This is a genomic window from Sphingomonas sp. GlSt437 (assembly GCF_048015635.2).
GTDB lineage: Bacteria > Pseudomonadota > Alphaproteobacteria > Sphingomonadales > Sphingomonadaceae > Sphingomonas.
In genome coordinates this window covers 277,138-292,312 of record NZ_JBPGYA010000002.1, presented here as the reverse complement: position 1 = coordinate 292,312, position 15,175 = coordinate 277,138, and the positions used below count along the sequence as shown (strand labels likewise).

The 15,175-nt window shown below is 64.2% G+C and carries 9 protein-coding genes; 3 read left to right on the top strand and 6 right to left on the bottom strand.

The features are described 5' to 3' along the window. Positions 1–32: 32 nt before the first annotated feature. Both rpoC and rpoB read right to left on the bottom strand, forming a co-directional pair. Positions 33–4,304 (bottom strand): DNA-directed RNA polymerase subunit beta', encoded by a 4,272-nt coding sequence (gene rpoC, locus ACLB0R_RS10855; protein WP_416643676.1) that lies wholly within the window; start codon positions 4,302–4,304, stop codon positions 33–35. 130 nt (positions 4,305–4,434) lie between these two features. Then, positions 4,435–8,646, bottom strand: a complete 4,212-nt coding sequence (gene rpoB, locus ACLB0R_RS10850; protein ID WP_416643677.1) for a DNA-directed RNA polymerase subunit beta — start codon at positions 8,644–8,646, stop codon at positions 4,435–4,437. Between the two features lie 337 nt (positions 8,647–8,983). Between rpoB and ACLB0R_RS10845 the strand changes: the two genes are divergently transcribed. Next, positions 8,984–9,979 (top strand): hypothetical protein, encoded by a 996-nt coding sequence (locus ACLB0R_RS10845; RefSeq protein WP_416643678.1) that lies wholly within the window; start codon positions 8,984–8,986, stop codon positions 9,977–9,979. Between the two features lie 119 nt (positions 9,980–10,098). Further along, complete coding sequence (locus ACLB0R_RS10840; protein WP_416643679.1) at positions 10,099–12,003, top strand: CocE/NonD family hydrolase; 1,905 nt, start codon at positions 10,099–10,101, stop codon at positions 12,001–12,003. Between the two features lie 9 nt (positions 12,004–12,012). Here ACLB0R_RS10840 and ACLB0R_RS10835 read toward each other — a convergent pair whose 3' ends face one another. The 4 genes from ACLB0R_RS10835 to ACLB0R_RS10820 form a co-directional block, all read right to left on the bottom strand. Next, positions 12,013–12,390 (bottom strand): low affinity iron permease family protein, encoded by a 378-nt coding sequence (locus tag ACLB0R_RS10835; RefSeq protein ID WP_416643680.1) that lies wholly within the window; start codon positions 12,388–12,390, stop codon positions 12,013–12,015. Between the two features lie 253 nt (positions 12,391–12,643). Further along, complete coding sequence (gene rplL / locus ACLB0R_RS10830) at positions 12,644–13,027, bottom strand: 50S ribosomal protein L7/L12 (protein ID WP_416643681.1); 384 nt, start codon at positions 13,025–13,027, stop codon at positions 12,644–12,646. Positions 13,028–13,117: 90 nt separating this feature from the next. Then, positions 13,118–13,633, bottom strand: coding sequence for a 50S ribosomal protein L10 (rplJ, locus tag ACLB0R_RS10825; RefSeq protein WP_416643921.1), 516 nt, complete (start codon positions 13,631–13,633; stop codon positions 13,118–13,120). Positions 13,634–13,956: 323 nt separating this feature from the next. Continuing rightward, the gene (locus ACLB0R_RS10820; protein WP_434953841.1) at positions 13,957–14,472 is read right to left on the bottom strand and encodes a DUF1003 domain-containing protein; all 516 of its coding nucleotides are present in this window, start codon (positions 14,470–14,472) and stop codon (positions 13,957–13,959) included. Positions 14,473–14,585: 113 nt separating this feature from the next. Here ACLB0R_RS10820 and ACLB0R_RS10815 point away from each other — a divergent pair, with 113 nt between their 5' ends. Beyond that, entirely contained in the window at positions 14,586–15,134 is a 549-nt protein-coding gene (locus ACLB0R_RS10815; protein WP_416643682.1) for a DUF4337 domain-containing protein, read from the top strand. Positions 15,135–15,175: the final 41 nt, after the last annotated feature.

Sequence of the window (15,175 nt, the reverse complement as noted above, 5' to 3'; positions counted from 1 at the left end):
TTCCCATTTCGGCGCCGCAAGCGACGCTGCGATCACTCCTTGATCAGGTAATCACCCGCATCGGCGTCGGTGCCGTGGCCGGACTGGACCACTTCGGCGAGCGCGTCGTTGCCGGTGTCGTCGCGCACGTCACGCGCCAGCTCGGCGGCATGCTCTTCGGCGGCCGAGTTGGGCGCGATCAGCGCTTCCTGCAGGCGGCGCTGCTGGACGCGGAGCGCGGCATCGCGGCTGGTGGCGGCGACGCGGATGCGGTTCATGCCCGCGCCCGTGCCCGCCGGGATCAGCCGGCCGACGATGACGTTTTCCTTGAGGCCGATGAGCGTATCGCTCTTGCCCTGGACCGCCGCCTCGGTCAGCACGCGCGTCGTTTCCTGGAACGATGCCGCCGAGATAAACGAGCGCGTCTGGAGCGACGCCTTGGTGATGCCGAGCAGCACCGGCTTGCCCTGGGCGGGCGCCTGGCCGGGAGCGAGCTTGGCGTTCACGTCGTCCATCTCCTCGCGATCGATCTGCTCGCCCGCCAGCAGCGTGGTGTCGCCGCCATCGGTGATCTCGACCTTTTGCAGCATCTGGCGAACGATCACCTCGATGTGCTTGTCGTTGATCTTCACGCCCTGGAGTCGATAGACTTCCTGGATTTCCGAGACGAGATATTCCGCCAAGGGCTCGATGCCGAGCACTTCGAGAATATCGTGCGGGTCGGGTGAGCCGCCGATCAGATTGTCGCCGCGCTTGACGTAATCGCCTTCCTGCACGTCGATGACCTTCGACTTGGGCACCAGATACTCGACGACCTCGCCGCCATCCTCGGGCTGGATGCCGATCTTGCGCTTGGCCTTATAGTCCTTGCCGAAGACGACCCGGCCCGAGACCTTGGCGATGATCGCGTTTTCCTTGGGCTTGCGCGCTTCGAACAGCTCGGCAACGCGCGGCAGACCGCCGGTGATGTCGCGAGTCTTGGCCGCCTCGCGGCTGACACGCGCCAGCACGTCGCCGGCATGAACCTGCGCGCCGTCTTCCACCGACAGCGTCGCGCCCGGCGCGAGCATGTAGCGGCCGGCTTCGCCCGACGCCGCGTCGAGCAGGGTCAGGCGCGGACGCAGATCCTCCTTCGACTTGGATGCCGCGCGATATTCGGTCACGACGCGCTGGGTGATGCCCGTCGCTTCGTCGACCTGCTCGGTCAGCGTCTTGCCGTCGAGCAAGTCCTGATACTTCACGACACCCGGGTTCTCGGTGATCACCGGCATGGTGAACGGATCCCACTCGGCAATCCGGTCGCCCTTGGCTACGTTGGCGCCGTCATCGAACATGACGTACGCACCATAGGGCAGGCGATGGACCGCGCGCTCGCGGCCATCGGCGTCGATGATCGCGAGTTCGCTCGACCGGCTCAGCACGACGCGGCGGCCGCGCTGATCGGCGATGACGCGCAGGTCGCGATATTCGACCGTGCCGTCGACCGAGGCTTCGAGGTTCGACTGCTCGTTGAGCTGCGCCGCGCCGCCGATGTGGAAGGTCCGCATCGTCAGCTGGGTGCCCGGCTCACCGATCGACTGAGCGGCGATAACACCCACCGCTTCACCGATATTGACCGGCGTGCCGCGCGCCAGATCACGACCATAGCATTTCGCGCAGACGCCGATCTTGGTTTCGCAGACCAGCGGCGAACGGATTTTCACCGCCTGCACGCCGATCGCCTCGATCTGCGCGACCATCGGCTCGTCGAGCAGCGTGCCCGTCGGGATGGCGACCGCGTTGGTCTTGGGATCGACGATATCCTCGGCCGTGGTGCGGCCCAGAATACGCTCGGCAAGCGACGCGATGGTCGAGCCGCCCTGCACGATCGCCCGCATTTCCAGCGCGCGTTCGGTGCCGCAATCCTCTTCCACAACCACGCAATCCTGGCTGACATCGACCAGACGGCGGGTGAGATACCCCGAGTTCGCCGTCTTGAGCGCGGTGTCGGCCAAGCCCTTGCGGGCGCCGTGCGTCGAGTTGAAATACTCGAGAACGGTCAGGCCTTCCTTGAAGTTCGAGATGATCGGCGTCTCGATGATTTCGCCCGACGGCTTGGCCATCAGGCCGCGCATGCCGGCGAGCTGCTTGATCTGCGCCTGCGACCCGCGGGCGCCCGAGTGCGCCATCATGTAGATCGAGTTCGCCGGCAGCTCACGGCCATCGGGGCCGCGCTTCACCGCCTTGATCTCGTCCATCATGGCCGCGGCGACCTGGTCACCGCAACGCGACCAGGCGTCGATCACCTTGTTGTACTTTTCCTGCTGGGTGATCAGGCCGTCCTGGTACTGCTGCTCATAATCCTTCACCAGCGCGCGAGTCTCGTCGACCAGCCGCACCTTGGCGTCCGGGATGATCATGTCGTCTTTGCCGAACGAGATGCCTGCCTTGAAGGCGTGGCGGAAGCCGAGGCTCATGATCGCGTCGGCGAACAGCACCGTCTCCTTCTGGCCGGTGTGGCGATAGACCTCGTCGATCACGTCGCCGACGTCCTTCTTGGTCAGCAGGCGATTGACGATGTCGAACGGCACCTTGTGGCTCTTGGGCAGGCACTCGCCGAGCAGCATGCGACCGGGGGTGGTCTCATAGCGCTTGAGGTAGGTCTTGCCCGCCTCGTCGGTCTGCGGCACGCGGCTGATGACCTTGCTGTGCAGCGTAACCGCGCCGGCGTTGAGCGCCTGGTGCACTTCCTGCAGGTCGGCCAGCAGCATGCCTTCGCCCGGCTCGCCGGTCTTTTCCATCGTCAAATAGTAAAGGCCCAGCACCATGTCTTGCGAGGGCACGATGATCGGCTTGCCGTTGGCGGGGGACAGGATGTTGTTGGTCGACATCATCAGCACGCGCGCTTCGAGCTGGGCTTCCAGCGAAAGCGGCACGTGGACGGCCATCTGGTCGCCGTCGAAATCGGCGTTGAACGCCGAGCAGACGAGCGGGTGGAGCTGGATCGCCTTGCCCTCGATCAGCACCGGCTCGAACGCCTGGATGCCCAAGCGGTGCAGCGTCGGCGCGCGGTTGAGCAGCACGGGGTGCTCGCGGATCACCTCGTCGAGGATGTCCCAGACTTCCTTGCGCTCCTTTTCGACCCACTTCTTCGCCTGCTTGAGGGTCATCGAGAGACCCTTGGCGTCGAGGCGAGCGTAGATGAACGGCTTGAACAGCTCGAGCGCCATCTTCTTGGGCAGGCCGCACTGGTGCAGCTTGAGTTCCGGCCCGGTCACGATCACCGAACGGCCCGAATAGTCGACGCGCTTGCCGAGCAGATTCTGGCGGAAGCGGCCCTGCTTGCCCTTGAGCATGTCGGACAGCGACTTGAGCGGCCGCTTGTTGGCGCCGGTGATGGTGCGGCCACGACGGCCGTTATCGAACAGCGCGTCGACCGCTTCCTGCAGCATGCGCTTTTCGTTGCGGACGATGATGTCCGGCGCGCGCAGCTCCATCAGCCGCTTCAAGCGGTTGTTGCGATTGATGACGCGGCGGTAGAGGTCGTTCAGGTCCGAGGTCGCGAAGCGGCCGCCGTCGAGCGGCACCAGCGGGCGCAGCTCGGGCGGGATGACCGGCACGACTTCCAGGATCATCCATTCGGGCCGATTACCCGATTCCAGGAAGCTCTCGACGACCTTGAGCCGCTTGATGATTTTCTTGGGCTTGAGTTCGGACTTGGTGACGGCGAGCTCATCGAGCAGCGCCTGCTTCTCGCCCTCAAGATCGAGGCTTTCGAGCATAATGCGGACTGCTTCCGCGCCGATGCCAGCGGAGAAGGCGTCCTCGCCAAACTGGTCCTGCGCGTCGAGCAGCTCGTCTTCGGTCAACAGCTGATAGCGGTCGAGCGTGGTCAGGCCCGGCTCGATCACGACATAGCTCTCGAAATAGAGCACGCGCTCGAGCTGCTTCAGCTGCATGTCGAGCAGCAGGCCGATGCGCGACGGCAGCGACTTCAGGAACCAGATGTGCGCGACCGGGGCGGCGAGCTCGATATGGCCCATCCGCTCGCGGCGGACCTTCGAGACGGTGACCTCGACGCCGCACTTTTCGCAGACGATGCCCTTGTATTTCATGCGCTTATACTTGCCGCACAAGCACTCGTAATCCTTGATCGGACCGAAGATGCGCGCGCAGAACAGGCCGTCACGCTCGGGCTTGAACGTGCGATAATTGATCGTCTCGGGCTTCTTGATCTCGCCGAACGACCAGCTGCGGATGCGGTCGGGCGAGGCGATGCCGATCTGGATGGTGTCGAAAGTCTCCGGCTTGGCCACCGGGTTCGCGAAATTGGTCAGTTCGTTCATTCTGAACTCCTTAGCCCCTCCCCTTCAGGGGAGGGGTTGGGGTGGGGCCTGTCCACAAGCCCCACCGGAATTGCCCTGGGGCACTGCCCCACCCCTATCCCCTCCCCTGAAGGGGAGGGGTTTCAGGTTGTTACTCCGCCGCCTCGGCCAGCGGCTCGCCATTCTCGTCGAGCTCGTTCTTGAGTTCGACGTTGAGGCCCAGCGAGCGCATTTCCTTGACGAGCACGTTGAAGCTCTCAGGGATGCCGGCCTCGAAGGTGTCGTCACCCTTGACGATCGCTTCATAGACCTTGGTGCGGCCGACCACGTCGTCGGACTTCACCGTCAGCATTTCCTGGAGCGTGTAGGCGGCGCCATAAGCCTGGAGCGCCCACACTTCCATTTCGCCGAAGCGTTGCCCGCCGAACTGCGCCTTGCCGCCCAGCGGCTGCTGGGTGACGAGGCTGTACGGCCCGATCGATCGTGCGTGGATCTTGTCGTCGACCAAGTGGTGAAGCTTGAGCATATAGATGATGCCCACGGTCACCTTGCGGTCGAACGCCTCGCCGGTGCGGCCGTCATAGAGCGTCGACTGGCCCGACGTGTCATAGCCCGCCAGGCTGAGCATCGCCGAAACGTCGGCCTCACGCGCGCCGTCGAACACCGGCGTCGCCATCGGCACGCCTGCCTTCAGATTCTGCGCGAGCTCGACCACCTCTTCGGCGCTGCGCGCGTCGATTTCGGCGACATATTGCTCGCCATAGACCGACTTGAGCCGCTCCTTGACCGCATCGGGCATCGCGCCCGGCTTGGCGTCAGGATTGGCTTCGCGCCATGCTTCGAGCGCTTCGCCGATCTGCTGGCCCAGCCCACGCGCCGCCCAGCCCAAATGCGTCTCGAAAATCTGGCCGACATTCATGCGGCTCGGCACGCCGAGCGGGTTGAGCACCAGGTCCACGGGCGTGCCGTCTTCCAGGAAAGGCATGTCTTCGGCCGGCAAAATGCGGCTGATGACGCCCTTGTTGCCGTGGCGGCCGGCCATCTTGTCGCCCGGCTGCAGCTTGCGCTTCACCGCGACGAACACCTTGACCATCTTGAGCACGCCCGGCGGCAGCTCGTCACCCTGTTCCAGCTTCGCGCGGCGATCGTGGAACTTGTCGGTGATGAGCTTGGCGGCGTCGTCATATTGCGCCTTGACCGCTTCCAGATCGCTCTGGACCTTGTCGTCGGCGACGGCGAACTTCCACCATTCATGCCGGTCGACCGAGTCAAGCAGGTCGGCGTCGATAACGCTGCCCTTCTTGATGCCCTTGGGCGCACCGGTCGCGGTCTGGCCGAGCAGCATTTCGCGCAAGCGGCTCCACGTCGCACGGTTGAGGATCGAGCGCTCGTCGTCCGAGTCCTTCTTCAGCCGCTCGATTTCCTCGCGCTCGATCGCCATCGCGCGCTCGTCCTTGTCGATGCCGTGGCGATTGAAGACGCGGACGTCGACAACGGTCCCCGACACGCCCGGCGGCAGGCGGAGCGAGGTGTCGCGCACGTCGCTGGCCTTTTCACCGAAGATCGCGCGGAGCAGCTTTTCTTCCGGCGTCATCGGCGATTCACCCTTGGGGGTGATCTTGCCGGCCAGAATGTCGCCCGGCTCCACTTCGGCGCCGATATAGACGATGCCCGCCTCGTCGAGGTTGCGCAGCGCTTCCTCGCCGACATTGGGGATGTCACGCGTAATGTCTTCCGGCCCGAGCTTGGTGTCGCGGGCCATGACTTCGAATTCCTCGATATGGATCGAGGTGAAGACGTCGTCCTTGACGATGCGCTCGCTGATGAGGATCGAGTCCTCATAGTTATAGCCGTTCCACGGCATGAACGCGACGAGCGCGTTGCGGCCCAGCGCCAGCTCGCCCATCTCGGTCGACGGACCATCGGCGATGATGTCGCCCTTGTGGACGATATCGCCGACCTTTACCAGCGGACGCTGGTTGATGCAGGTCGACTGGTTGGAGCGCTGGAACTTCATCAGCGTGTAGATGTCGACGCCCGACTTGCCCGGCTCGACCTCATCGGTCGCGCGGATGACGATACGCGTCGCATCGACCTGGTCGACGATACCGGTGCGCTTTGCCCCGATCGCCGCGCCCGAATCGCGCGCCACTGTCTCTTCCATGCCGGTGCCGACGAACGGCGCCTCGGCACGGATCAGCGGCACCGCCTGGCGCTGCATGTTCGATCCCATGAGCGCGCGGTTGGCGTCGTCATTCTCGAGGAACGGAATGAGCGAGGCCGCGACCGACACGAGCTGCTTGGGGCTCACGTCCATCAGCGTGATGTGGTCGCGCGGCGCCATCAGGAATTCGCCCGCTTCGCGCGCCGAGATCAGTTCTTCGGCAAAGCTGCGGTCGGGGTTCAGCTCGGCGTTCGCCTGCGCGATCGTGTGCTTCTGCTCTTCCATCGCCGAAAGGTAGACGACCTCGTCGGTCACCTTGCCGTCGACGACCTTGCGGTACGGCGTCTCGATGAAGCCGTACTTATTCACGCGGCTGAACGAGGCGAGACTGTTGATCAGACCGATGTTCGGACCTTCCGGCGTCTCGATCGGGCAGATGCGGCCATAATGCGTCGGGTGAACGTCGCGCACCTCAAAGCCCGCGCGTTCGCGCGTCAGACCGCCCGGCCCGAGCGCGGTGATGCGGCGCTTGTTGGTCACTTCCGACAGCGGGTTGGTCTGGTCCATGAATTGCGACAGCTGCGACGAGCCGAAGAATTCACGCACCGCCGCCACTGCCGGCTTGGCGTTGATCAGGTCGTTGGGCATGACGGTCGAGACATCGACCGAGCTCATGCGCTCTTTGACCGCGCGCTCCATGCGCAACAGCCCGACGCGATACTGGTTTTCGAGCAGCTCGCCGACCGAACGCACGCGGCGATTGCCGAGATTGTCGATATCGTCGATCTCGCCCTTGCCGTCCTTCAGATTGACCAGCGTCTTGACGACGGCGAGGATGTCCTCGGTGCGCAGCGTCGTGACGGTGTCCTCGGCATCGAGGTCGAGGCGCATGTTGAGCTTGACGCGACCCACCGCCGACAGATCGTAACGGTCAGGATCGAAGAACAGCCCGCCGAACAGCGATTCCGCCGTTTCCAGCGTCGGCGGTTCGCCGGGGCGCATGACCCGGTAGATGTCGGACAGCGCCTGCTCGCGCTCCTCGGCCTTGTCGACCTTGAGCGTGTTGCGGATCCAGGGGCCGGTAGTGACGTGATCGATATCGAGCAACTCGATACGGTCGATACCCGCCTTGTCGAGCTTTTCGAGATTCTCGGCCGACACTTCGTCGCCCGCCTCGATATAGATTTCGCCCGTCGCCTCGTTGATGAGGTCATAGGCCGAATAGCGGCCGAAGATCTCCTCGGTCGGGATCAGCAGGGTTTCGAGACCGTCCTTCGCTGCCTTGTTGGCGGCGCGCGGGGAAATCTTCTGGCCGGCGGGGAAAATCACTTCGCCCGACTTGGCGTCGACAATGTCGAACGCCGGCTTCACGCCGCGCCAGCTTTCCGCCGCGAAGGGAATCTGCCAACCGCCCTGGCCGCGCACATAAGTGACGCGGTTGTAGAAATAATTGAGGATATCCTCGCTGTTAAGCCCCAGCGCATAGAGCAGGCTGGTGACCGGCAGCTTGCGCTTGCGGTCGATGCGGACGTTGACAATGTCCTTAGCGTCGAACTCGAAATCGAGCCACGAGCCGCGATACGGGATTACGCGCGCGGCGAAGAGATACTTGCCGCTCGCGTGCGTCTTGCCGCGGTCATGATCGAACAGCACGCCCGGCGAGCGGTGCATTTGGCTGACGATCACGCGCTCGGTGCCGTTGATGAAGAACGTGCCGTTCTCCGTCATCAGCGGCATGTCGCCCATGTAAACGTCCTGCTCCTTGATATCGAGCACCGAGCGGGTTTCCGTATCCGGATCCACCTCGAACACGATCAGGCGCAACGTGACGCGCATCGGCGCTGCATAAGTGATGCCGCGCTGACGGCACTCATCGACGTCGAACTTCGGCGGTTCCAGCTCGTAATTGACGAAGTCGAGCTCGGCAGTGCCGGCGAAATCGCGGATCGGGAACACGCTGCGCAGCGTCTTCTCCAGGCCGGAGACATAGCCGATCGACGGATCGGAGCGGAGGAACTGTTCGTAGCTTTCGCGCTGAACCTCGATCAGGTTCGGCATCTGCACCACTTCGTGGATGTTGCCGAACACCTTGCGGATGCGCCGCTTGGCGGTGCCGCCTTCGCTCAGGCGCTGCTTGGTAGCGCCTTTGTCGCCCAGGCGCTGCTTGCCAGCGCCGTCGTCGATCGCTTTGGTTGCCATGGAGTGTGCTTGCCTCGTCAAGAAATCAGCGTTGCCATCTCAGGCCCGGCGGAACCGCGCCTGCGCACGCATCACCGACGTGAAAAGCCGCGCATTCGCCGGTTGTGCCGGTGAATCGCAGCTCGCAGCGTCGCTGAACCAGCATCTTCCCATACGTCTCGACGCGCTGTGCTGCGGCACGCCCTTGCCCGGAAGCTGTGGTGGAATGCGCCATATAGGAAGCGTGTTGGATGCTGTCAAACGTGATGGAGGCCGATTTGTCGCTTCATCGTCGCGCCGGCTCGGTTCGTCGGGATTTGCGGAACCGGCGCCCGAGTCCCGGTCTTGATGAGACACCATGACCCAGAGCAACCCTCTCCGCCCGTTCGCTGTCAGCGCGATTGCCGCGTTGCTGGCGAGCGCCGCCGCCCCTGCAATTGCGCAGGATAGTCAACAATCTACGCCGGCAGCTACCGCCCCGGCACCCGCCCCGGTTGCGACGACGACGGAAGCGCCGCCGCCGGTCGCCGCGACGCCGGCCCCCGTCGCCGAAACGCCAGCGCCGGTTGCGCAGCAGCCGACGGTCGCGCCTGAAGCGACTCCCGCGCCGGTATCGTCGGTCGCCGAAACGACCGCCGATCGCGCCGCGCCGCGCAAACCGACTGCTGTAGCCGCTACCAAACCGGCAGTGGTGAGCAAAACGGTCGCCAAGGCAACGCCGGCGCCCGCCAAAAAGATCGACGCGCCTGCCGCGCCCGTCAGCGCGACACCCGCGCCGACCCAGGCGGTCGACGCCACACAATCGCAGACCACATCGACCCAAACGGCCAGCGTTGCGCAGCCGGCCCAACCTGACTGGACGCTGATCGGCGTGGCCGGTGGCGTGGTCGCCCTGGGCGCAGCAGGCGCCGGGATCGCGATGGCGGGTCGCCGTCGCCGCGAGGATGATGCAGCCGAACCGCTGACGGGCGAAGTCGAAACGGCGCAGATCGTCTCGACACCCGCGCCGCTCGCCCCGACCGCGTTGCCTGCCGAGCCCGTGATGACGCGTCCGGTGATGGCGCGCGACGCCTTGGCCACGGTCGGCACCATCGGTCGCCACGAGCGGATGGCCGAGCAGGGGCCGACGCCCGACAATCCGTTCCTTACCCGCAAGGCCCGGATAAAGCGCGCGCGCTTCTACGATCGCCGCGAGCGGCTGGCGGCGGAGGCCGGCGAGGCACGGCAGGCACCCATGGCGGCAGCGGAAGTCGCTGCGGCGCCCGCGCGCCATCCCGCGACGCAGCTGACCTACAGCTTCGGCAAGGATCGCAAGCCGGGCTGGATCGCCACGCCGGTGTTGAAGAAGGCGTAAATGTCGCTCTGGCCGGCCGCTAGTAAGTGGCCGGCCAGATTTTTTCGACCCGACGGCGACTTGCGCGAAAACGGTATTGGTGCAGTATCCCAGCAAATCACGCCGAGGATGTGCCCCAAATGACCAAATCGCTGCTTGCCGGTGCCGCGCTTGCGCTGACGATTGTCGCTGCCCCCGTCATCGCGCAGGACATGCCGCCCGGCGGTGACATCCCCGCGAAATTCGAGCCGCCGATCGAGAACCGCGACTATGTGAAGCGCGAAGTCGAGATCCCGATGCGCGACGGAGTGAAGCTCCACACCGTCATCGTCATCCCCAAGGGCGCGCAGGGCGCGCCGATCGTGCTGACCCGCACGCCTTATCACGCCGATGCGCGCGCCGCGCGGTCGGACAGCCCGTATATGGTCTCGGCACTGCCGCTCGCCGACGAAATCTTCGTCAAGGCCGGCTATATCCGAGTCTACCAGGACATTCGCGGCAAGTATAAGTCGGAAGGAGACTATATCGTCACCCGCCCGCCGGTCGGCCCGCTCAATTCGACCAAGGTCGATCACACCACCGACGCGTATGACACGATCGACTGGCTGGTGAACAAGGCGAACCTGCCCGAATCGAACGGCAAGGTCGGCATGATCGGCTCGTCTTACGAAGGTTTCACCGTGGTGATGGCGCTGCTCCACCCGCACCCGGCGCTCAAGGTCGCGGCGCCCGAAAGCCCGATGATCGACGGCTGGATGGGCGACGACTGGTTCCACTATGGCGCTTTCCGCCTCGCCAATATCGGCTGGATCGCAAGCCAGACCGGCTACAAAGGCGCCGGCACCGAGCCGCCCTCGGGCATGTATGACGATTACGACCAGTTCCGCGACATCGGCTCGGCGGGCGATTGGGCCAAGAAATCCGGGTTCGATCAACTGCCGGCGTGGCAACGCATGGTCCGCCATGTCGCGTACGACGATTGGTGGCAGGGCCAGGCGCTCGACAAGCTGATCGCCGCCAATCCGTCGAATGTGCCGACGATCTGGGAACAGGGGCTGTGGGACCAGGAGGATATGTACGGCGCGATCCACGCCTGGGAAGCGCTGAAAGCCGCCGGCCATGCGGGCAATAACTGGCTGGTGATGGGGCCGTGGCGCCACAGCCAGGTCAATCGCGAAGGCCGCGAGCTTGGCCCGTTCAAATGGAATGGGGATACCGCCGCGCAGTTCCGCGAGCAGATGATCCTGCCGCTGTTCAACCAGTATCTGAAGGACGGTCCGCCCGCCGATCTGGCGCGCGTCACGATTTACAATGACGCCGAAAACCACTGGGACCATTTCGCCGATTGGCCGCTCGCCTGCGCCTCGGGTTGTGCGGCGCCGTTGCAGCCGATTTACCTGACCGGCGAGGGCGGTTTGTCGTTCGCCAAGGGCGCGGCGGGCGGTGACAGCTATGTCTCCGATCCCGCCAAGCCGGTGCCGCATTTGCCGCGCCCGGTGAATTTCAACGATGGCCGCTGGGGCGATTGGCTGGTGCAGGACCAGCGCAGCGTCGATGGCCGGCCCGATGTGATGACCTATCAAACGCCGGCGCTAGATCACGCGGTGCGGCTCTCAGGCGCGCCGATCGCCGACATCTTCGCCAAGACGACCGGCACCGATGGCGATTTCGTCGTCAAGCTGATCGACGTCTTCCCGCCCGAAAACGCGACTGATCCCAAGATGGGCGGCTATCAGCTGGCGATCAGCCTCGACATTTTCCGCGGCCGCTATCGCGACAGCTTCGCGCAGCCCAGCGCGATTCCGGCGAACAAGGTGCAGGAATATAAATTCCGCCTGCCGACGGTGAACCATATCTTCAAGCCCGGCCACCGCATCATGGTCCAGGTCCAGTCGAGCCTGTTCCCGCTTTACGACCGCAACCCGCAGAAGTTCGTCCCCAACATCTTCCTCGCCAAGAAGGCGGATTACCAGAAGGCGACGATCACGCTGGTGCGCGGCGGCGCGCAGGCCAGCGCGGTGTGGCTGCCGGTGGTGAAGGAATAGCGCGGCCGGCTAGTCCTCGGTGCCGGTTTTCGCCGTCCGCCGCAGCTCCTCGATTTCCTCATGGCTCGCGCCCTCGATGCCGGCGAGTTCGTTGCGCGCGCCCTGCATCGCGATGATCAGTTCGTCGATCTTGAGGTGAAGCGCGGCTTCACTGCGCTTCTGCTGGTTGAGCACCATCTGGGTCAGTGTGATCGCCAGCACCGAGAGCGCCAGGGTCAGCGCATTTTCGGAATCGGGGCCACCGACCACGAACCAGATCGTGCAGAAGACCAGCATGCCGGCAATCGCGAAGGGATGCGCGGCGAGGTTGGCGACAATGTCTGAAATCTTGCCGCCGATCAGGACGATGTGGCGCATCGGCGAGGGGGGCTTGGTGGCTTTGGTCATTGCGGCGCTGCGAGGCGCGCGGTGGGCCGGTGAGGCGAGAGTCGCATCATAACGACCGTTCAACGATCACGAGCGGCGGGTGTTCCTTGTCGGTAGGATAAGAAAAGGGCGGCCTGTTGAAGGGCCGCCCTGATCTTTGTTGAAGCTCGGCCCGGCATGGGCGAAGCCCATGCCGTCGGACGGGCCGTTTGGCCCGCCGGCCGGCCGCATCGGTCTCGACGGTAGGCTTGCCTGCCGCCGTGCCGACGCCGGCTTACTTGATTTCGACGGTTGCGCCGGCTTCTTCGAGCTGCTTCTTGACCTTCTCGGCCTCGTCCTTCGACACGCCTTCCTTGACGGCCTTGGGCGCGCTTTCGACCAGCGTCTTGGCTTCGGTGAGGCCCAGGCCGGTCAGGGCGCGGACTTCCTTGATGACGTTGATCTTCTTGCCGCCGTCGCCGGTCAGGATGACGTCGAATTCGGTCTTCTCTTCGGCGGCCGGGGCCGCCGCGCCACCGGCACCGCCGGCAGGCGCCGCAACCGCTACAGCGGCGGCGGCGGTAACGCCCCACTTCTCTTCAAGAAGCTTCGACAATTCGGCCGCCTCAAGGACGGTCAGTTCGCTCAGCTGGTCAACCAGCGCGTTCAGGTCTGCCATTTTAAGTCTCCAATCTGTTCGTCACCCCAGCGGACGCTGGGGTCGTTTGCTTCAAAGCGATCCCAGCGTTCGCTGGGATGACACCAATTTTTAAGCCGCTTCTTTTTCGCTGTAGGCCTTGAGCACGCGCGCGAGTTGCGCCGCCGGGGCCTGCGTGACGGCAGCGAGCTTCTGGGCAGGCGCCTGAAGCAAGCCGACGAGCTTGGCACGCAGTTCATCCAGCGACGGCATCGTCGCGAGCGCTTTCACGCCGTCCACGTTGAGAAGCGTCGCGCCCATCGACCCGCCGACGATTTCGAACTTGTCGTTCGTCTTCGCAAAATCGACCGCCACCTTGGCGGCCGCAACGGGATCAACGGAAGTGGCCAGCCCGACCGGCCCGGTGAGCAGATCGCCCAGCGCGAGATAATCGGTGCCGCCCAACGCGATCTTGGCAAGCTTGTTCTTTGCAACCTTGTAGGTCGCGCCAGCTTCGCGCAGCTTGTTCCGAAGCTCGGTCGATTGCGCGACCGTCAGCCCGTGGTTGCGGGTGACCACGACCACGCTGACTTCGGAAAAAGTCTTGTTCAGCTCGGCGACGAACTCGGCTTTTTGAGCACGATCCATGCCATTCTCCACGTTCACATGACCTGCCCCGGCACGAAACCGCGACAGGCCGACTGATCCGGCAGGCAAGCGCGGGGAGACATCCCCAGGCCGTTCCGCCGGGCTGTCCGTTCGATGGGGGCATGGGACGCTTGGAGCGCGCCTGTAAGCGGCGGCTGGCAGCAGACCGGACACGCATCGCACGCGTTCAACCGGCGTAAAATCCATTTCCCCGTCTATGGCAGGAGATTAAGCGGGAAACCCGCACCTGCCGTCTCGGACGGAAATCCACGGGGCAGAGCCCTATGGATGCGGGCGGGCCATTACCCCGGCCACCGTGAAAGTCAAGGCTGATTGGACTTTTCGCGCTGTTCCTCGAGCAGCTTCGACAATCGTTCGACCGAGGCGACGAGCGACAGCACTTCGCGCTCGCGCAGCTCGTCGACCTTGTGGTGGAGCAGTTCGATCTCGAGTTCGGCCTTGATGTTGACGTTATAGTCGAGCTCGGCCTTTTTGCGGTCGATATCGGCCTGGCGGTTCTGGCTCATCATGATGAACGGCGCCGCATAAGCTGCCTGGAACGACAGCGCGAGGTTGAGCAGGATGAAGGGGTAGGGGTCCCAATGCTCGACAAAGCCGACCACGTTGAGGATGATCCAGAACAGGAGGATCGTCGACTGGATGATGATGAACCGCCACGATCCCATCCCCGCCGCCACCGCATCGGCCACGCGCTCACCGGTGGTGAGCGGTATTTCCTGGCAGCTCATCTTCACCTGGCGTTCTTGCAGGCGTTGCGCGCGGAGTTCCTTCAGCAGCGCGGTTTCGGTATCGAGAAGGCGTTCTTCGGCTTTTTTCACGATGTCGGCTCCAACTTCGTGCGGATGACACGACGGGTGATGACGGCTTTGGAGAGTTGAAGCAACGGCTTCGTCGCGGCATGGCGTGCCGCTAATCGCTTGTGGAGACAGCAATGTCGGAAGAATTCGAAGTGCGTGGCCATCATGAGGAAATGGTCGAGGAACGGGCGGCGCACCACGAGCCGTTCGAGCAGCGAGTCGCGCTGTTCTCCGCAATCCTGGCGACGCTGGGCGCGGTGGTCAGCCTGCTCGGCGGCCATACCGAGACCGATGCGCTCTATTACAAGAACGAAGCGGTGCTGCAGAAGGCGCGCGCATCCGACACCTGGTCTTATTACCAGGCCGAGGAAATCAAGCGGCACCTTTATCTCGCGAGTGGCAGCAACGATCCCGCCAATGCCAAGCGTGCCGCCGATTATGCGCGCAAGAGCGCCGCGCTACGCAGCAAGGCCGAGGAATTCGACAGGAAATCCGACGAAGCCAATGAAGAATCGCAGCATGCGACGAGGCCGCACTTGAAGCTCTCGGTGTCGATGACGTTCCTGCAGGTCGCGATCGCTTTGGCCTCGATCACGGCGCTGACGCGGCGGCGCTGGCTGTTCATCGGGGCAGCGCTCGCGGCGTTGACCGGCGTTGCGTTGGCGCTGGCGGCCTGGATCTAAACCAGAGGCGACAATCGATTAGCTGCGGTTCCGGGCGCTGA

Bases quoted from the DNA above. Each gene is read 5' to 3' on its own strand.
- rplL (WP_416643681.1), bottom strand. From the start codon at position 13,027: ATGGCAGACCTGAACGCGCTGGTTGACCAGCTGAGCGAACTGACCGTC.
- ACLB0R_RS10815 (WP_416643682.1), top strand. From the start codon at position 14,586: ATGTCGGAAGAATTCGAAGTGCGTGGCCATCATGAGGAAATGGTCGAG.
- ACLB0R_RS10845 (WP_416643678.1), top strand. From the start codon at position 8,984: ATGACCCAGAGCAACCCTCTCCGCCCGTTCGCTGTCAGCGCGATTGCC.
- rplJ (WP_416643921.1), bottom strand. From the start codon at position 13,633: ATGGATCGTGCTCAAAAAGCCGAGTTCGTCGCCGAGCTGAACAAGACT.
- ACLB0R_RS10840 (WP_416643679.1), top strand. From the start codon at position 10,099: ATGACCAAATCGCTGCTTGCCGGTGCCGCGCTTGCGCTGACGATTGTC.
- rpoC (WP_416643676.1), bottom strand. From the start codon at position 4,304: ATGAACGAACTGACCAATTTCGCGAACCCGGTGGCCAAGCCGGAGACT.
- rpoB (WP_416643677.1), bottom strand. From the start codon at position 8,646: ATGGCAACCAAAGCGATCGACGACGGCGCTGGCAAGCAGCGCCTGGGC.
- ACLB0R_RS10835 (WP_416643680.1), bottom strand. From the start codon at position 12,390: ATGACCAAAGCCACCAAGCCCCCCTCGCCGATGCGCCACATCGTCCTG.